Genomic DNA, 18461 nt, shown 5'->3' on the forward strand with positions numbered 1-18461 from the left:
AACCAAGCCAGAGCACGTCAACACAACATACGGCAGTCCTATCATGAGCGAACCCAAAAGAGGGTGGCGCTGGGCGTATCGCAAGACCCGGAGCTACCACACCTCGAAAGCACAGGCATTCTATCGCGCCACCCGTTACTGGGTGACCGGCGACACCGGCTCATTTATCAGCCACGGTGGCTTCCGCAAGACGCGCATTCGGCGCTGACACGCTGCCGGCTGGCGGCGGCGATCTGGTACACTGCAAGGCCTTTCTCTGCTGCAGGCCATGCTCGTGAACCCGACCGCCTTTGACTCGCTGAAACTGCCCACGGCCATGCTCGATACCCTGCAGCAAATGGGCTATGCGAGCATGACGCCCATCCAGGCCGAAGCCCTGCCGCTGATTCTGCAAGGCGACGATCTGCTGGCTCAATCACGCACCGGCAGCGGCAAGACCGCCGCCTTCGGCATTGGCCTGCTGGCACCGTTGAACCCCCAGTTCTTTGGCTGCCAGGCATTGGTGCTCAGCCCTACACGCGAGCTGGCCACGCAAACCGCCACCGCGCTGCGCAGCCTGGCGCGTGGCCTGCCCAACATCAAGATCATCACACTCTGTGGCGGCACACCTTTTGGCCCCCAGGCAGCCTCGCTGGAACAGGGCGCGCACGTCATCGTCGGCACCCCTGGTCGCATTCAGGATCACCTGACGCGCGGCACCCTGACACTTGATCGCCTCAACTGCCTGGTGCTGGACGAAGCTGACCGCATGCTCGACATGGGCTTTGTCGATCCGATTCGCGAGATCATCGGCCACACCCCCGCCCGACGCCAGACCCTGCTGTTCTCCGCCACCTATCCGGCCGGTCTGAAAGCACTTGCTGCGGAATTCATGCGTAACCCGAAGCAAGTAACCATAGAGGAAGGCAGCCCGAGCAACCCCATCGCCCAACGCTTCTACGAGATAGACGAGACGCAGCGCTTCGACGCCGTGCTGCGTTTGCTCGCGGCCAATCGTCCGCAACCCTGCATCGCCTTTTGCCACACCCGTCAGCAGTGTCAGGAATTGGCCGACTTCCTCAATGCCAACAGCATCAGCGCCCAGGCGCTGCACGGTGACATGGAGCAACGTGACCGTGATCAGGTGCTGGCTCTGTTCGCCAATCAGAGTTGTAGCGTGCTCACCGCTACCGACGTTGCCGCGCGCGGCATCGACATCGAAGGGGTCGCAGCGGTAATCAATGTGGAACTCTCTGCCGATCCCGCCGCCCATACCCACCGTATCGGCCGCAGTGGCCGCGCCGGCCAATCCGGTCTAGCACTCAGCCTAGTAGCTCCGCGTGAACTCAAGCGCCTGCGCGCAATCGAAGACAACAGCAGCGAGCCGCTCGACTGGCAGGAGATCGACAGCCTGCCAGCCAGACTGGAACAACCACTGACCGCACCAATGCGCACCCTTGTCGTGGCCGGTGGCCGCAAGGACAAAGTGCGCCCTGGCGACCTGCTGGGAGCCCTGACCGGTGAGGCGGGTTTGCCAGGCGATGCCATAGGCAAAATAAGCATCAGCGACTTTCAGGCGCTGGTTGCCATTCGCCGGGACCAGGCCAAGCTCGCGCTGACCAGACTGAGCGACGGCAAGATCAAGGGGCGTCGCTTCAAGGTACGTCTGCTGCCCTGACCTGTGGTACTACACAAGCGTTTCACCTGCATCGCTACACTGTTAACGAGGGCTGTTCATGGATGCCAGTCAGCAACTGATTCTGTTGATCCTCGGTTGTACCATTGCCCTGTTTCTTTGGGGCCGCTGGCGCCACGACGTCGTCGCCCTCGCTGCCCTCATGGCCTGTGTGCTGACAGGCCTGACGCCCGCCGCTGACGCCTTCGTCGGTTTTGGCCACCCTGCGGTGATCACCGTCGCGGCGGTACTGATCCTCAGCAAGGGCTTACAAACCACCGGCGCGGTGGAAGCCCTGGCACAGCGCGCATTACCCAAGCGCGGCGGCCTGCTCAGCCTGGCGGTACTCACGCTGCTGGGGGCCTGCCTGTCGGCCTTCATGAACAACGTCGGCGCCATGGCGCTGCTGATGCCGCTGGCTCTGCAACTATCTGCCCGCGAGGGCCTGCCGCCGGGGCGGGTGCTGATGCCACTGGCCTTCGGCACCATTCTGGGCGGCATGACGACGCTGATCGGCACACCGCCCAACCTTATCGTCGCCGGCTTCCGCGCCCGTCAAGACCTGGGCAGCTTTGGCATGTTCGACTTCACTCCGGTTGGCCTGAGCGTCGCCCTTGGCGGGGTAATCTTCGTTGTTTGCACTGCTCGCTGGCTGGTGCCCAAACGGGCACAGCCCGACGTTGGCAGCTTTGATACCGGCACCTACCTGACCGAAGTACACATCGACGCCGACAGCAAGGCTGATGGCAAGACCCTGGCAGAGGTCGAGCAGCTACTGGAGGACAACGATGCACAGATCGTCGGCATGGTTCGCAACGACTTCCGCGTCACCGCGCCGCAGCCCCGCCGAGTACTGCGCGCCGGCGACATTCTGGTCATCGAGGCAGAGCCCGAAGGGCTAGGCGCCTCATTGACCCGGCTAGGTCTGAAGCTCGAGGAAGCCGTGGCGCCCAGCAACCAGGACAAGGCAGACGAGGACTCTAACAATGCAGAGAAGGAGCCCAGCGCAGCCCAGGACAGCGCCGCAGCAGGAGCTGAACCCTCGCAACCGGTGACCGATCCCGCCGGCGAACAGAACAGTGAGGCTGACAAGGCCAAGGAGCAGCAGAAAGAGAAAGACAGTAAGCTCAGCGTCTCCGACGAGATCACCGTACAGGAGCTCGCTGTACAGCCAAGCGCCTCGATTCTTGGCCGCAGCGCGTCGGACATTCAGCTGCGCACCCGCTTCGGCATTAACCTGCTGGCCATCTCGCGCCAAGGCCATAGATCCATCCGCCGGCTGCGTTGGACCGACATCCAGGCTGGCGACGTACTGCTGATGCAAGGCTCTCCCGAGGCCATATCCGGCTTTGCCAGCGAGTACGGCTGCGTGCCCCTTGCGCCGCGCTCCATCCTGATTCCTGACCGGCGCAAGGCGCTCTACGCTGTCAGCATCATGCTTGGCGCCATCGCTCTGGCTGCATTCGGCATACTGCCGGCAGCCGTCGCCTTCATGGCCGGCGTGCTCGGTTACATGCTGACGCGGGTCATTCCGCTGCGGCGCATCTATGAAGCGGTGGACTGGCCTATCATCGTGCTCCTGGCCGCCTTGATGCCGATGGCCGCGGCCATGGCCGACACCGGCGCCGCCGACCTGCTGGCGCAGACCCTGCTGCAACACTTCGCCCAGGGCAACGCCATCATCGCGCTGACGCTGATGCTGGTCGTCACCATGACGCTCTCCGACTTCATGAACAACGCGGCGACTGCGGCGGTCATGTGCCCGATCGCCCTCAGCGTCGCCAGCCAGTTGGGCGTCAATCCCGACAGCTTCCTGATGGCGGTGGCCATAGGCGCCTCCTGCGCCTTCCTGACACCCATCGGCCATCAGAACAACACGCTGATCCTGGGGCCGGGTGGCTTCCGCTTTGGCGACTATTGGCGCCTCGGGCTGCCACTGGAGATACTGGTCGTGCTGATCAGCATACCTATGCTGCTGTGGGCCTGGCCGCTATGAAGCTGCCAGCGGTACAAAGTCTTCCTTGTAACGCACTGCGCAGTCCGGGCAGGTAAAACTGTCCGGCAACGCTTCCCAGCAAGTACCGGCGGCAAACCCCTGGTGCGGGTCACCCTCGGCCTCGTCGTACTCGTAATCACACTCCGGGCAGCGGTAGCGACTCATGCGGCGGCCTCCTCGACGGCAGCTTTTTCCTCAAGGCCATACTGCCGAATAAGCATGTCGCGCTTGGCCGGCAGAAAGTTGATGCGCGAGGGGTCGCGATCAACCGCATCCAGCAGACGTTTGTCCATCACCCGAAACCACAGGCGCGGGAAGTAAGCCAGCAGATACATGCCAAAGTAACCGTTCGGCAGCCGCGGCAAATCCGGAAAGTCGCGCAATGATTGATAGCGCCGCGTGGGATGGGCATGGTGGTCGGAATGACGCTGCAGGTGAAACAGCGCCCAGTTGGAAAACAGGTGATTGCTGTTCCAGGAGTGGTGCGGCTGGCAGCGCTCATAACGGCCGCTGGCCTGCTTCTGGCGCAGCAAGCCATAGTGCTCTAGGTAATTCGCTTGGGTCAGCTGGAAGGCACCCCAGAACGCGATCAGCAGCATCACCGGCAGCATTTCTATACCCAGCCAGGCGATCAGCCCGATATAGAGCACGGCGCTGATCAGCCCCGGTTGCAGGATTTCGTTATCCAGACTCCATACCGACTTGCCACACCGGTCCAGCCGCTGCGCCTCCAGATCCCAGGCGCGAAAGAAGGCGCCGGGCATCTCGCGGAAAACGAAGCGGTAGATACTTTCGCCCATACGCGCCGAGGCCGGGTCTTCCGGGGTAGCGACGTCGCGATGATGGCCGCGATTGTGCTCGACAAAAAAGTGTCCATAACACCCCAACGCCAAGGTTATCTTGGCCAGCCAGCGCTCCAGCGCGCTCTTTTTGTGGCCCATTTCATGCCCCAGATTGAGCCCAAAGCCGAGCGACCCGCCGGTCGCCAGGATCACCGCCAGGGTGCCGTACCAGGGCAACTCGTGGGTACCAAGAAAAATGATATTGACCAGAAAGCTGGCCCACAGAATGGGCACCAGCGCGTAGGTAACATAGCGGTAATAGGGGTCGGCTTCGAGCGCCGGCACCGCCTCTTCGGGGGGATTGCTGAGGTCCTCGCCAAGCACGCCGTCGAGCATTGGAATCACGACATAACCAAACAGCGTGGACAGCCACAGCCAGATGATCTGCGGCGATACAAACATATAAAGCAGCGGCCCTACCAGAGCGAGGCCCGGCACCATCAACGAAAACAACCAGAGCCGGCGTTTTCGATCCACGTAGCCCGACAGGCCATTATCCTGCGCAGCGAAAGCAGTCATGCGGTCATCCTCTTGTTGTTATGGCTATGACCGTTACATCTTCTGCCTCACCTGCCGCCACCACACCCGTTGCAAGCGGCAAGTTATCGTCATATTGTGACAACAGCGCACGCACAACCAACAACAATAAAGCAGGCCCAGCATGCCATCAGCCCCCTACTGGCTTGGCCCGGCGGTTCACCCGGTGTATGCCCGACTGGTCTACGCCGAGCTACTGCGCCAGGGGCTTACCGCCACCCAGTTGCAGACCGACAGCGCACTGGATTGGCAGCGACTGCTGCACGATAACCACTTCCTCAACCTGAACCAGCTGCAAACGCTGCTATTGCAGGCTGTTGCCCTGAGCGGGCAACCCTGGCTTGGCTTTGCCGTGGGTATGCACACCGATGTCAGTGCACACGGCCCAGCCGGCTACGCCGCGGTGACCGCCAGCACACTCAAAGAAGGTATTCTGCTCAGCGAGCGCTACGCCAGCCTGCGCCAGCATCTGGCACGCTTTCGTCTGGAATCGGTTGAGCCGCCAGTGCTGGTTTTGGATGAGTTGAAGGTGCCAGATACGCTACGCGAGTACCTGCTGGGGCACTTCGTGACCGGTATGCTGCGCTTGCTGGAAACCCTCGGCGGGCAGCCGCTACAACAGCTGATAGGGATTGACTGGCCGCTGGCACGACCTGATTGGTGGACCGAGGTTGAGGGATATGCCGCACGCTGGCGGTTTGGCAGCGATGCGCTGCGAATCCACTTACCGCAAGGCCTGCTGCAGCAACCTTGCCTGGGAGCGGATGCCGATGCCTGCGCACAGGCACTGCGCGACTGCGAACACCAGCTGGACCGTCAGCAACGTGGCGGCTCCATGAGTGAACGCATCAAACTGCGGCTACTGCGCTGTGAACCACCCTACCCCACGCTGGCCGAACTGGCCGCCCAGGAGAACCTGAGCGCACGCACGCTGATTCGCCACCTGCACAGCGAAGGCACCCGCTACCAGGTGTTACTCGACGACCTGCGCAGCGAGCAAGCCACCTGGCTGCTGTTGCACTCCGAGCTGAGCATGGAGCGTATCGCCGAACGTCTGGGTTACCAGGACACCAGTAACTTCAGTCGCACCTTCAGGCGCTGGCACGGCTGTGCGCCACGCGACTACCGCCTGCGGCACCAGTCCCAGCAAGTGCCGACAGCCGGCTAAGCTCAGTTGCTCGGGGTGACGCGCAGGACCCTACCCTTGGCACTGTCGGTCAGCAGGTAGAGCGCGCCATCAGGCCCGGTGCGAACATCGCGAAAACGCACGCCCAACTCCTTGAACAGACTCTCCTGCTCAACTACCTGAGTGCCATCCAGCACCACCCGGCGTACCTCTTTGCCGGCTAGCGCCGAGACCAGCAGATTACCCTGCCACTGCGGGAACAGCTCGCCGCGATAGAGCGTCATGCCGGACGGCGCAATGGACGGAGTCCAGTGCAACAAGGGTTGCTCCAGGCCCGGCAGCTCGGTGTAGGGCGAGACCTGCGCGCCGTCGTAATCGATGCCATAGGTAATTTTCGGCCAGCCGTAATTCTTGCCGGCCTCGATCAGGTTGATCTCATCGCCACCGCGCGGACCGTGCTCATGGCTGAATACCCGACCCGTGTCCGCGTCGACCACAATGCCCTGTACGTTGCGGTGACCGATGCTGTAGAGCTCCGGCTGCGCGCCCGACTCAGCAACAAAGGGGTTGTCCTGAGGCGCGGAACCATCGCGATTCAAACGCACGATACTACCCAGATGGTTGGTCGTATTCTGCGCTTGCTCGCGGTAGTCAAAGCCATCGCCCAGGGTCAGTAACAGGGTGTCATCGGCCAGAAAGGCGATGCGCCCGCCATAGTGTGCGCTGCCTTTCTTGGCCGGCTCCACGCGGAAGATCTCCTGCGTGTTTTCCAGGGCGCTACCGTTGAAGCGAGCTGAGGCCAAACAAGTATGGTTGGCCTCAGCGGTGCCGCAGGCGTAGCTGAGAAACAACTCGCCCGACTCGGCAAAGTCGGGCGCCAGCGCCAGCCCCATCAGACCGGCCTGACTATTGACGAAGGCTTGCGGCACGCCACTGATCGGCTCAGCCTGCAGCTCGCCGGCGGCATTGATCAGACGCAAGCGCCCGGCACGCTCGGTCACCAGCATGCCGCCATCGGGCAGAAACGCCAACGACCACGGGTACGCCAGGCCTTCCGCCACTGGCGTCACCTGATACTCAGCAGCGTGACTGGCACTGGCGGCCAGCAACAGACCAGCGGCAACAATGGATTTATTCAACATGGCAATTCTCCTTGTACCGGGCTTCAGCCCAGCACCCGCAGCCCGCGCCGCGCCTTGGGTTTGGTCAAGCGACCGAATAGCCAGCTGCCCAGACCGACCGCCAGCATCATGCACAGCAGACCCGAGGTAACCCGCGTCGCGGCAATAAAGGTAGGCATTGGCAGCAGATGATTGGCCAGCGTAATGGCGGCCCAAATGCCGCCGCCCCCCGCCAGCAGGTACAGCAGGCCGCGCCAGGGCTTGAAGATACGCCCCAGCGCTTCAGCCACCGGCAGTGCCAGCAGCAGGGTTGTGGCCACCATTACAGCGAAGATAGGGGTGAAATGCAGCAGGTCGTGCCAGCTGGTGGCAAGCCGCGTGGGCATGTCTACCGGCACGCTCATGTCTTGCAGAAACAGCAGGTTGAACTGGGTTTGCACCAGACTGCCCAAGACGGTGGCGAGCGCCACGGCGAGCAGATAGAAAAGGATGATCCGCAGTACGGATACGAGCTTCATTCTTGTTTTCCTGATCAGACAAAAGGGGTGTTGGTTCAGACGTCGGCAGGGCCTTCCGGCAATTCGGGCAGGTTGCGCAGCGCCTGTTCATAGGCCGGTGTATCAAAGGGCTGATCGCTGTCCAGCATCACACCAATGCTGTGGGCCAGCACCTGCGCCATCAATTCCAGGCTTTCTTCACGGGCGTAGCCCACCAGGGTCAGCTTGTTCAGCGTAGCCTGGGCAGCAGCCGGGTCGCCGGCGGCCAGTTGGTTCTCGATGGCCTCAATCAGTTTGCTTTGGGCGAAGGCCTCATCGACCTCGTCGTCATTCGGCTGCATGGAATTGCCTCGGTGTCAGATGGCAACAGGGCGGCCGAAGCCGCCCTGCGCCGTGCCTTAGTTGATCTTGGGGTCCAGTTCACCGCGCGCGTAGCGCTCGAACATGTCATCCAGGCAGATCGGCTTGATCTTGGAGGCGTTGCCCGCGGTGCCAAAGGCTTCGTACCGCGCGATACAGATGTCGCGCATGGCATCGACGGTCTTGGCGAGGAACTTGCGCGGGTCGAATTCGGCCGGGTTCTGCGCCATGAAGCGACGTACCGCACCGGTTGAAGCCAGACGCAGGTCGGTATCGATGTTGACCTTGCGCACGCCAAACTTGATGCCCTCAACGATTTCTTCCACCGGCACACCGTAGGTTTCCGGAATTTCGCCACCAAATTCGTTGATGATCTTCAGCCACTCCTGCGGCACGGAAGAGGAGCCGTGCATGACCAGGTGGGTATCGGGAATGCGCTGATGGATCGCCTTGATCTGCTCGATGGCGAGGATATCGCCGGTCGGCGGACGGGTGAACTTGTAAGCACCGTGGCTGGTGCCGATGGCAATTGCCAGGGCGTCAACGCCGGTCTGCTTGACGAAGTCGGCGGCTTCTTCCGGATCAGTCAGCATCTGGCTGTGATCCAGCACACCCTCGGCGCCAATGCCGTCTTCTTCACCGGCCATACCGGTTTCCAGACTACCCAGGCAGCCCAGCTCACCTTCTACGGACACACCGCAGGCGTGCGCCATTTCAACGGTACGACGGGTTACGTCGACGTTGTACTCGTAGCTGGTCGGCGTCTTGCCGTCTTCACCCAGCGAACCGTCCATCATTACCGAGGAGAAGCCCAGCTGGATGGAACGTTGGCAGACCGCCGGGCTGGTGCCGTGGTCCTGGTGCATACACACCGGAATGTGCGGAAACTCTTCGATCGCCGCCAGAATCAGGTGACGCAGAAACGGGGCGCCGGCATATTTGCGCGCGCCGGCCGAGGCTTGCACGATGACCGGGGAGTCGGTCTTGTCGGCCGCTTCCATGATGGCGCGCATCTGCTCCAGGTTGTTGACGTTGAACGCGGGCACGCCGTAGCCGTATTCGGCGGCGTGGTCGAGCATCTGGCGCAGGCTGATCAGGGCCATAATCTATTTCTCCGTAAAAAGTTGTCATGGCGACAAGCTGCTAGCCTCAAGTGGCAAGCTGCCCGGTACATTCGGACAGTTTACTCGTCTCGCTTGAGCTTGGTCACCCCTTGCGCCCTGCTTGGCCGCAAGGGGGCAGCTTATCGTTTGCTTCTTTGCAGCAATTCGCGTGAAGCTGAATTTATTGAGCGCACGACTCCAGCACTTCTACGGCAGGCAACACCTTGCCCTCGACAAACTCGAGGAAGGCACCACCACCGGTGGAAATATAGGAAATCTGCTCGGCCACGCCGTACTTGTCGATAGCAGCCAGAGTGTCGCCACCGCCGGCAATCGAGAAGGCCGGGCTCTCGGCAATCGCCAGCGCCAGCGCCTTGGTGCCTTCGCCGAACTGGTCGAACTCGAAGACACCGACCGGGCCGTTCCACAAAATGGTACCGGAGGCCTTCAGCAGCTCGGCAAACTGCGCAGCCGTCTGCGGGCCAATGTCGAGAATCATGTCATCTTCGGCGACATCCGCGACCAGCTTGACGGTGGCTTCGGCGTCTTCGGCAAAGGCCTTGGCGACCACCACGTCCACCGGCAGCGGCACGCTGACCTTGGCGGCAATCGCCTTGGCGGTGTCCAGCAGATCGGCCTCGTACAGCGATTTGCCGACCGGCAGACCGGCGGCAGCCAGGAAGGTGTTGGCGATACCGCCACCGACAATCAACTGGTCACACTTTTCCGAGAGCGCGTTGAGCACGTCCAGTTTGGTCGACACCTTGGAGCCCGCCACGATAGCCGCCATCGGGCGCGCCGGCTTGTCCAGCGCCTTGGCCAGCGCGTCCAGCTCGGCTGCCAGCAGCGGGCCGGCACAGGCCACCTTGGCAAACTTGGCGACACCGTGGGTGGAACCCTGCGCGCGGTGCGCGGTGCCGAAGGCGTCCATGACGAATACATCGCAGAGCGCGGCGTACTCCTGTGCCAGGGTATCGGTGTTCTTCTTCTCGCCCTGGTTGAAGCGCACGTTCTCCAACAGCACCAGCTCGCCCGGTTGCACGGTCACGCCGCCCAGATAGTCACGAACCAGCGGCACATCACGCCCCAGGGCCTTGCTCAGGTAAGCGGCGACCGGTGCCAGACTGTTCTCTTCGCTGAACACGCCTTCTTCCGGGCGACCCAGATGCGAGCACACCATCACCGCTGCGCCCTTCTCCAGCGCCAGTTTGATGGTCGGCAGCGCGGCAAGAATACGCGCATCGCTGCTCACCTGGCCGTTTTTGACCGGTACGTTGAGGTCTTCACGGATAAGTACACGCTGGCCTTTGAGGTTCAGCTCGTTCATCGTCAATACGGTCATAGCCCGCTCCTTGATAAGTTAACAGTCGATACTTGCAATATATTCGCCAAATCTTTGCAGTTCGTGTGCAGCGCCAGTGCTCACTGGTCCCGCTGCAGCCAATAGCCGGCGACATCCAGCATGCGATTGGCGAAGCCCCATTCGTTATCGAACCAGACCAGCAGGTTCACCAGTCGCGGGCCGGAGACCCGGGTCTGGCTACCATCGACAATCGCCGAATGCGGATCGTGGTTGAAGTCGCAACTGGCATGCGGCAGCTCGGTGTAATCCAGCAGGCCAGCCAGCGGCCCCTGGGCGGCCTCGCGCAACAGCTGATTGACCTCATCGGCACTGGTATCGCGCGCGCACAGCAAGGTGATGTCCAGCGCCGACACATTCACCGTGGGCACCCGCACCGCCTTGGCCTGGATACGCCCGGCCAGCTCCGGCAGCAGCCGCTCTATGCCGCGCGCCAGCCCGGTAGAGACCGGAATGATCGACTGAAAAGCCGAACGCGTGCGCCGCAGGTCACTGTGATGATAGGCATCAATCACCGGCTGATCGTTCATTGCCGAATGAAGGGTAGTGATCGAAACCTGCTCCAGACCCAACTGCTCATTCAGCAGTTTGAGCAGCGGCACACCGCAATTGGTGGTGCAGGACGCGTTGGATACCAGCCGCGCAGCGCTCGGCAGCTGTGCATGATTTACGCCGTAAACCAGCGTGGCGTCCACCGCCTGCTCACTGGCCATCGGCTGCGAAAACAGCACCCGTGGCACGCCGGCGTGCACAAAGCGCAGTCCCTGCTCGCGTGTGGTGTACTGCCCAGAGCATTCCAGCAGCAGATCAATGCCTAGCCCCTGCCAGTCAATACCTTCCGGCTCGGACTGACGCAGCACCTGAATCTCCTGGCCCGCCACCCGCAGGCAATCGCCATCAAGCCGCACTTCGCCCGGAAAGCGGCCATGGGTGGAGTCGAAGCGGGTAAGGTATTCAATGCTTTCTCGATCGGCCAAGTCATTCAGCGCGACTATCTGCAGCTCCGCGTCGCCCCGCTCGTGCAGGGCACGCAGCACGCAGCGTCCGATACGGCCGTAGCCGTTCAGGGCGATTCGAAAGGGCGCGCGATTTGGCATAGCAGCCGAGGCTCCGTTCAGCTGCAAGCTGCAGACGGCAAGCCGCAAGCGCTCGGTGAACGGCTTGCAGCTTGCGACTTGCGGCTTGCGGCCGGGTTAATCTTCCAACAACTCTTCAGCCGCCAGCAGCACGTTCTGCAGGGTAAAGCCGAACTCCTCGAACAGCGCATTGGCCGGTGCCGACTCACCGAAGGTCTGCATGCCGATGATGCGGCCGTCGAGGCCGACGTACTTGTACCAGAAGTCCGCGTGGGCCGCTTCGATGGCGATGCGCGCACCGACTTCCAGCGGCAATACGGCCTGCTTGTACTCGGCCTCCTGCTGGTCGAACACGCTGGTAGACGGCATGGACACCACGCGCACCTGCTTGCCCTGCTCGGTCAGCGCAGTCCAGGCATCTACCGCCAGACCCACTTCGGAACCGGTAGCAATCAGAATCAGTTCCGGCTCGCCAGCGCAATCCTTGAGTACGTAACCGCCGCGCGCCACATCGGCCAGCTGCGCCGCGTCACGCTCCTGGTGCGGCAGGTTCTGGCGCGAGAACACCAGCGCGCTGGGGCCATCTGCGCGCTCGAGCGCGTACTTCCAGGCAACCGCCGACTCGACCGCATCGGCCGGACGCCAGGTATCCAGATTCGGCGTGCCGCGCAGGCTCGCCAGTTGCTCGATCGGCTGGTGGGTCGGGCCGTCTTCGCCCAGACCAATGGAGTCGTGGGTATAGACGTGAATAACGCGCTGGCGCATCAGCGCCGACATGCGTACCGCGTTGCGCGCGTATTCCATGAAGATCAGGAAGGTCGCGCCGTAGGGGACAAAGCCGCCGTGCAGCGCGATACCGTTCATGATCGCGGTCATGCCGAACTCGCGCACGCCGTAGAATAGATAGTTGCCGGAAGCGTCTTCCGCACTCACGCCCTTGCAGCCCTTCCATAGGGTCAGGTTGGAGGCCGCCAGGTCGGCAGAACCTCCCATCAACTCGGGCAACAGCGGGCCAAAGGCGTTCAGCGTGTTCTGGCTGGCCTTGCGGCTGGCAATGGTTTCACCCTTGTTGGCAACGTCCGCGATATAGGCTGCGGCCTGCTCACTGAAGTTGGCCGGCAGCTCACCGCTCAGGCGGCGCAGCAGCTCGCTGGCCAGGTCGGGAAAGGCAGCCTGGTAGGCGGCAAACTTGTCGTTCCAGGCGGCTTCGGCGCGGGCACCGGCTTGATGGGCATCCCACTCCGCTTTGATCTCGGCGGGAATCTCGAAGGCCGCGTGCGGCCAGTTCAGCGCCTCACGAGTCGCAACGATTTCAGCCTCGCCCAACGCCGCGCCGTGCGACTCTTCCTTGCCCTGTTTGTTAGGCGAACCAAAGCCGATGATGGTCTTGCAGCAGATCAGGGTCGGCTGCTGGGTGTTCTTGCGGGCGGTCTCAATGGCGGTCTTGATCTCATCGGCGTCATGCCCATCCACATTGCGGATCACCTGCCAGCCATAGGCTTCGAAGCGCTTGGGCGTGTCGTCGCTGAACCAGCCTTCCACTTCGCCATCGATGGAAATGCCGTTGTCATCGTAGAAGCCAATCAGCTTGCCCAAGCCCAGTGTGCCTGCCAGCGAGCACACCTCGTGGGAGATACCTTCCATCAGGCAGCCATCGCCCATGAACACATAGGTGTTGTGGTCTACCACGGCGTGACCATCGCGGTTGAACTGGGCGGCCAGCGTCTTCTCGGCGATCGCCATGCCGACGGCGTTGGCGATCCCCTGCCCCAGCGGGCCGGTGGTGGTTTCAACGCCGGGGGTGTAACCGTACTCCGGGTGGCCCGGCGTTTTGCTGTGCAGCTGACGGAAGCTCTTGAGGTCATCAATACTGACGTCATAGCCGGTCAGGTGCAGCAGGGAGTAAACCAGCATGGAGCCGTGCCCGTTGGACATGACAAAGCGGTCACGGTCGGCAAAGTTGGGGTTGGCCGGGTTGTGCTTGAGGTAGTCGCGCCACAGGACTTCGGCGATATCCGCCATCCCCATGGGCGCGCCGGGGTGGCCGCTATTGGCTTTCTGCACAGCATCCATACTAAGGGCACGGATGGCATTGGCTCGGTCACGACGGCTGGGCATGGACAACTCCTGTGGCTAACAAGGCATGGGCAAGCAACCGCAGCAGGCGGCTGGCCGGAAAATAAGGCGGGCATTTTCGCGCAAACGGCGCCTACGGGCAATGAAAACCCCATGACGCCTTGCGTAAAGCCCCGGCCAGCCAGACGAATGGCCATTAAAATCTATATCAAAACTTTTTGATATAGACCTTGCGAGCACTCCCTATCGCCACTACACTGCCCCACATGAATCAGATTGCGCAGATCGACACCGCCCTATACAGCCCCACGGATGCCCTGGCCACCTTTTGCAAGGCAGCCGGCGACAGCCTGCGACTGGATATTCTGCGGGTGCTGCGCAACGACTCCTTTGGTGTACTGGAATTGGCGCAGATCTTCAGCATGCGGCAATCGGGCATGAGCCATCACCTCAAGGTGCTGGCCAACGCTGGTCTGGTCAGTGCGCGCCGCGAAGGCAACTCGATCTTCTATCGTCGCAGCCTGCCGGCCCCTGAGGTCAGCTGGCATCAGTTGCACGCGCAGCTGCTGACCGAGCTGGACGCATTACCCGCCGACCCGGCCCAGTTGGCCGCGATCAGCCAGATACACGGCCAACGCGCCGAGTTGTCGCGCCAGTTCTTCGCGCGCTTTGCCGATGGCACCCCCGCCCAACAGGACCTGATCGCCCACTTCGGCCTCTACCGCGAACCGCTGCTGGCGCTGATCGACACCCTGCCGCTGCCTGCCCGCGAGCTGGCGATTGAAGTCGGCCCGGGCGAAGGCGGCTTTCTGCCCAGCCTGGCCGCCCAGTTTCAACACGTGATTGCGCTGGACAACGCCGAGTCGATGCTCGACCGTGCCCGCCAGCAGTGCAGCGACGCCGGCCTGACCAACGTGCAGTGCCTGCTGGCCGATGCGCTGGCACCGCAGTTGCTGCCGCCGGCGGACTGCCTGGTGTGCAATATGGTGCTGCACCACATGCCCGCCCCCGCCGAAGCCTTGCGCCGCTTTGCCGACCTGTTGAAGCCGGGCGGCAGCCTGGTGCTGACCGAGCTGTGCAGCCACGACCAGAGCTGGGTGCGCGACACCTGCGGCGATCTGTGGCTAGGCTTTGATCAAGACGATATTGCCCGCTGGGCAACCGACGCCGGCCTCGAGGTCGGCCTCAGCCAATACATTGGCCTGCGCAACGGCTTTCAACTGCAGTTGCTGCAACTGGCCAAACCCGAACCATCTTCCTCCGAGGAAAGGACAACAGCATGAGCGATTACTCGATCTTCACCTCTGAATCGGTGTCCGAAGGCCACCCCGATAAACTGGCCGACCAGATTTCCGACGCCGTACTGGATGCCATCCTCGCCGAAGACAAATTTGCCCGCGTGGCCTGCGAAACCATGGTGAAAACCGGTGTCGCCATCGTCGGTGGCGAAATCACCACCACCGCCTGGGTTGATCTGGAAGACCTGGTGCGCAGCGTCATCAAGGACATTGGCTACACCTCATCGGACGTCGGCTACGACGCCGATACCTGCGGCGTGATCAACATCATCGGCAAGCAGTCGCCCGACATTGCCCAGGGCGTTGACCGGCAGAAGCCGGAAGACCAGGGCGCCGGCGACCAGGGCCTGATGTTCGGCTACGCCAGCAACGAGACCGACGTGCTGATGCCTGCCCCCATCACGTTCGCGCACCGCCTGGTCGAGCGTCAGGCGGAAGCGCGCAAGAACGGCACGCTGAACTGGTTGCGCCCGGATGCCAAATCGCAGGTCACCTGCCGCTACGAGAACGGCATCGTCACCGGCATCGACGCCATCGTACTGTCGACCCAGCACAACCCGGAGATCAGCCAGGCTGACCTGCGCGAAGCGGTAATGGAAGAAATCGTCAAGAAGGTGCTGCCGGCCGAGCTGCTGCACGCCGATACTCAGTACCACATCAACCCGACCGGCAAGTTCGTGATTGGCGGCCCGGTGGGCGACTGCGGCCTGACCGGCCGCAAGATTATCGTCGACACCTACGGCGGCATGGCCCGTCACGGCGGCGGCGCCTTCTCCGGCAAGGATCCGTCCAAGGTTGACCGTAGCGCCGCCTATGCCGGCCGTTACGTGGCCAAGAACATCGTGGCTGCCGGTCTGGCCGACAAGTGCGAAATCCAGGTGTCCTACGCCATCGGCGTGGCGCAGCCCACCTCGGTCTCGATCAACACCTTCGGCACCGGCAAGATCAGCGACGAGAAGATCATCCAGTTGGTGCGCCAGCACTTCGACCTGCGCCCTTACGCGATTACGCGCATGCTCGACCTGCTACACCCGATGTACCGCGCCACCGCCGCCTACGGCCACTTTGGTCGTACACCGGTAGAAATGACGGTCAAGGGCGATACCTTTACCGCGTTTCCATGGGAGAAGACGGACAAGGCGGCCGACCTTCGCGCTGACGCTTGAACGTAGCGGCAAGCGGCAAGCTGTCTGCGCGTGCTTGGAGGTTTTGTTTTTGCTTAACGCTTGCGGCTTGAAGCTTGCCGCTGCTTAGCGGCGATAAGCATCATGGCAGGCCTTACAGGCCTGCTGTACCGCTCTCAGTTGGTCACTGACCTGGCCCGGGCCGCGTACACCGCCTTCGGTGGCGGCAGCAAGATCGGCAACGCGGGCCTTGAAGGTGTCGATGGCCTGGGTGAAGCCGGCAGGATCCGACCAGACAGTGTCCTTGGCGCGATTGGGCTCAGGCTCGGCACCAGGCTCGGGGAAGTAGCCCCAGGGTTGGTCAGCCAGTTGGACCAGACCTGCGGCGTGCTCGGCAAACACCGCGCCGTCAAAGGGCAGACGATCAGACAGCATGCCGCCCATGGGCTCGCTATGCTTGATCATTTGCTTGAACAGCGCCTGGCGCTTGCCTTCGGGCGAATTGGGGTCGGCCTCGTTGTTGCAGCCGACCAACGCCAGGCCCAACAGGGCGATGGCCACGAATTTTTGGTATGAAGCAGAAAGCATGTTTCATCCACACAGAAAATGAGGGGCGACAGTATCGTCGCTCAACCCACTCCGGCCAAGGCCGCGCATATGCGCCATGCCTGGCCGGACTGATTGCAACCCCGTGCGAGGGGCGCTGCAGCAGCCGCATTCCCGGCTGCCAGGCTCGCAGGGGGCATGTGACAATTAACCGCGCCCATTCGCATCCACGAATGGAGAAACCACATGAGTGCCGTTATGAACACTGCCGATTTTACCGACTTCAAGGTCGCCGACATCTCCCTGGCCGATTGGGGCCGCCGCGAAATCATCATTGCCGAGTCGGAAATGCCGGCCTTGATGGCCATGCGTCGCAAGTACGCCGGCGAGCAGCCGCTCAAAGATGCCAAAATACTTGGCTGCATTCACATGACCATCCAGACCGCCGTATTGATCGAAACTCTGGTCGCGCTGGGCGCTGAAGTGCGCTGGTCATCTTGCAACATCTTCTCCACCCAGGATCAGGCCGCCGCTGCCATCGCCGCCGCCGGCGTACCGGTATTTGCCTGGAAAGGCGAAACCGAAGAAGAGTACGAGTGGTGCATCGAGCAGACCATCCTCAAGGATGGCCAGCCCTGGGACGCCAACATGGTGCTGGATGACGGCGGCGATCTGACCCAGATCCTGCACGACAAATACCCCGCCATGCTCGACAAGATTCACGGCGTGACCGAAGAGACCACCACCGGCGTGCATCGCCTGCTCGACATGCTGAAGAAAGGCACACTGAAAGTCCCGGCGATCAACGTCAACGACTCGGTCACCAAGAGCAAGAACGACAACAAGTACGGCTGCCGCCACAGCCTGAACGACGCCATCAAGCGCGCCACCGACCACCTGCTCTCCGGCAAGCAGGCGCTGGTGATCGGTTATGGCGACGTCGGCAAGGGCTCGGCCCAGTCGCTGCGTCAGGAAGGCATGATCGTCAAGGTGTCGGAAGTCGATCCGATTTGCGCCATGCAGGCCTGCATGGACGGCTTCGAGCTGGCCTCGCCCTACCTCAACGGCCGGAACGACGGCACTGAAGCGAGCATCGATCGCGCCTTGCTGGGCAAGATCGACCTGATCGTCACCACGACCGGTAACGTCAACGTCTGCGACGCCAACATGCTCAAGGCACTGAAAAAGCGCGCTGTGGTCTGCAACATCGGTCACTTCGACAACGAAATCGATACCGCCTACACCCGCGCCAATTGGCACTGGGAAGAGGTCAAGCCACAGGTACACAAGCTGCACCGCACCGGCAAGGACAACTTCGACCCGGCCAATGATGACTATCTGATCCTGCTGGCCGAAGGCCGTCTGGTGAACCTGGGTAACGCGACCGGCCACCCGAGCCGCATCATGGACGGCTCCTTCGCCAACCAGGTACTGGCGCAAATCCACCTGTTCAAACAGGGCTTCGCCAACTTCAGCGACGCAGAGAAGACCGCTCACCTGCGCGTAGAAGTACTGCCCAAGCAGCTGGACGAGGAAGTGGCACTGGAAATGGTCAAGGGCTTTGGTGGCGTGATCACCCAACTGACCCAAACCCAGGCCGATTACATTGGCGTCGCGGTCGAAGGTCCGTTCAAGCCGGATAGCTATCGCTACTGATTAGCTGCAAGCTGATTCAGCGTGCGTTTTACGTTCTGCCAGTCAAACTCTGTTTGGCGCAGCAACGTAGAACGCATCAGCACACGGCT

17 protein-coding genes and 1 riboswitch are annotated in these 18461 nt (G+C 62.0%); of the genes, 7 read left to right on the forward strand and 10 right to left on the reverse strand.

Annotation, left to right across the window (positions count from 1 at the left end; genetic code table 11):
* The first annotated feature begins 43 nt into the window (after nucleotides 1-43).
* The 3 genes from BLU26_RS18665 to BLU26_RS09375 all read left to right on the forward strand — a co-directional run bounded on the left by BLU26_RS18665 (nucleotide 44) and on the right by BLU26_RS09375 (nucleotide 3650).
* Entirely contained in the window at nucleotides 44-208 is a 165-nt protein-coding gene (locus BLU26_RS18665; protein ID WP_172830656.1) for a hypothetical protein, read from the forward strand.
* Nucleotides 209-274: 66 nt separating this feature from the next.
* Nucleotides 275-1657 carry an ATP-dependent RNA helicase DbpA gene (gene dbpA / locus BLU26_RS09370; protein ID WP_092288438.1) on the forward strand — a complete coding sequence of 461 codons (1383 nt, stop codon included), beginning with the start codon at nucleotides 275-277 and terminating at the stop codon, nucleotides 1655-1657.
* Nucleotides 1658-1715: 58 nt separating this feature from the next.
* The gene (locus BLU26_RS09375; RefSeq protein WP_092285999.1) at nucleotides 1716-3650 is read left to right on the forward strand and encodes an SLC13 family permease; all 1935 of its coding nucleotides are present in this window, start codon (nucleotides 1716-1718) and stop codon (nucleotides 3648-3650) included.
* Here BLU26_RS09375 and BLU26_RS09380 read toward each other — a convergent pair.
* Together BLU26_RS09380 and BLU26_RS09385 are read right to left on the reverse strand one after the other, a co-directional pair.
* Nucleotides 3645-3815 (reverse strand): rubredoxin, encoded by a 171-nt coding sequence (locus tag BLU26_RS09380; protein ID WP_092286001.1) that lies wholly within the window; start codon nucleotides 3813-3815, stop codon nucleotides 3645-3647. The two genes, BLU26_RS09375 and BLU26_RS09380, sit on opposite strands and share 6 nt — an antisense overlap.
* Complete coding sequence (locus BLU26_RS09385; RefSeq protein WP_092286003.1) at nucleotides 3812-5011, reverse strand: alkane 1-monooxygenase; 1200 nt, start codon at nucleotides 5009-5011, stop codon at nucleotides 3812-3814. Before BLU26_RS09385 ends, BLU26_RS09380 begins: the two co-directional genes overlap by 4 nt.
* A 142-nt stretch (nucleotides 5012-5153) precedes the next feature.
* Here BLU26_RS09385 and BLU26_RS09390 point away from each other — a divergent pair, with 142 nt between their 5' ends.
* Entirely contained in the window at nucleotides 5154-6197 is a 1044-nt protein-coding gene (locus BLU26_RS09390; RefSeq protein WP_092286005.1) for a helix-turn-helix transcriptional regulator, read from the forward strand.
* Between the two features lie 2 nt (nucleotides 6198-6199).
* Here BLU26_RS09390 and BLU26_RS09395 read toward each other — a convergent pair whose 3' ends face one another.
* From BLU26_RS09395 to tkt, 7 genes are all read right to left on the reverse strand, one after another.
* Entirely contained in the window at nucleotides 6200-7297 is a 1098-nt protein-coding gene (locus BLU26_RS09395) for a PQQ-dependent sugar dehydrogenase (RefSeq protein WP_092286007.1), read from the reverse strand.
* A 23-nt stretch (nucleotides 7298-7320) separates the two neighbouring features.
* Nucleotides 7321-7794 carry a hypothetical protein gene (locus BLU26_RS09400; RefSeq protein WP_092286009.1) on the reverse strand — a complete coding sequence of 158 codons (474 nt, stop codon included), beginning with the start codon at nucleotides 7792-7794 and terminating at the stop codon, nucleotides 7321-7323.
* A 35-nt stretch (nucleotides 7795-7829) separates the two neighbouring features.
* Nucleotides 7830-8114, reverse strand: coding sequence for a hypothetical protein (locus BLU26_RS09405; protein WP_092286011.1), 285 nt, complete (start codon nucleotides 8112-8114; stop codon nucleotides 7830-7832).
* Between the two features lie 57 nt (nucleotides 8115-8171).
* Nucleotides 8172-9236: a class II fructose-bisphosphate aldolase gene (gene fba, locus BLU26_RS09410; protein ID WP_092286013.1), complete on the reverse strand. Its 1065-nt coding sequence runs from the start codon at nucleotides 9234-9236 to the stop codon at nucleotides 8172-8174.
* A gap of 181 nt (nucleotides 9237-9417) precedes the next feature.
* Nucleotides 9418-10578 carry a phosphoglycerate kinase gene (locus BLU26_RS09415; RefSeq protein WP_092286015.1) on the reverse strand — a complete coding sequence of 387 codons (1161 nt, stop codon included), beginning with the start codon at nucleotides 10576-10578 and terminating at the stop codon, nucleotides 9418-9420.
* A gap of 80 nt (nucleotides 10579-10658) precedes the next feature.
* Nucleotides 10659-11693, reverse strand: a complete 1035-nt coding sequence (epd, locus tag BLU26_RS09420) for an erythrose-4-phosphate dehydrogenase (protein WP_092286017.1) — start codon at nucleotides 11691-11693, stop codon at nucleotides 10659-10661.
* Nucleotides 11694-11789: 96 nt separating this feature from the next.
* Nucleotides 11790-13790 (reverse strand): transketolase, encoded by a 2001-nt coding sequence (tkt, locus tag BLU26_RS09425; RefSeq protein WP_092286019.1) that lies wholly within the window; start codon nucleotides 13788-13790, stop codon nucleotides 11790-11792.
* 224 nt (nucleotides 13791-14014) lie between these two features.
* On the opposite strand from tkt, the gene BLU26_RS09430 reads away from it, so the two are divergent.
* On the forward strand, nucleotides 14015-15031 hold the full coding sequence (locus BLU26_RS09430) for an ArsR/SmtB family transcription factor (RefSeq protein WP_092286021.1): 1017 nt from the start codon (nucleotides 14015-14017) through the stop codon (nucleotides 15029-15031).
* On the forward strand, nucleotides 15028-16212 hold the full coding sequence (metK, locus tag BLU26_RS09435; protein ID WP_092286023.1) for a methionine adenosyltransferase: 1185 nt from the start codon (nucleotides 15028-15030) through the stop codon (nucleotides 16210-16212). The genes BLU26_RS09430 and metK overlap by 4 nt, the downstream gene beginning before the upstream one ends.
* Before the next feature lie 84 nt (nucleotides 16213-16296).
* Here metK and BLU26_RS09440 read toward each other — a convergent pair whose 3' ends face one another.
* Nucleotides 16297-16758 carry a c-type cytochrome gene (locus BLU26_RS09440; RefSeq protein ID WP_092286025.1) on the reverse strand — a complete coding sequence of 154 codons (462 nt, stop codon included), beginning with the start codon at nucleotides 16756-16758 and terminating at the stop codon, nucleotides 16297-16299.
* Nucleotides 16759-16859: 101 nt separating this feature from the next.
* Nucleotides 16860-16942, forward strand: a riboswitch (S-adenosyl-L-homocysteine riboswitch).
* Nucleotides 16943-16962: 20 nt separating this feature from the next.
* On the opposite strand from BLU26_RS09440, the gene ahcY reads away from it, so the two are divergent.
* Nucleotides 16963-18372: an adenosylhomocysteinase gene (gene ahcY, locus BLU26_RS09445; protein WP_092286027.1), complete on the forward strand. Its 1410-nt coding sequence runs from the start codon at nucleotides 16963-16965 to the stop codon at nucleotides 18370-18372.
* Nucleotides 18373-18461: the final 89 nt, after the last annotated feature.

Source organism: Halopseudomonas sabulinigri (assembly GCF_900105255.1).
GTDB lineage: Bacteria > Pseudomonadota > Gammaproteobacteria > Pseudomonadales > Pseudomonadaceae > Halopseudomonas > Halopseudomonas sabulinigri.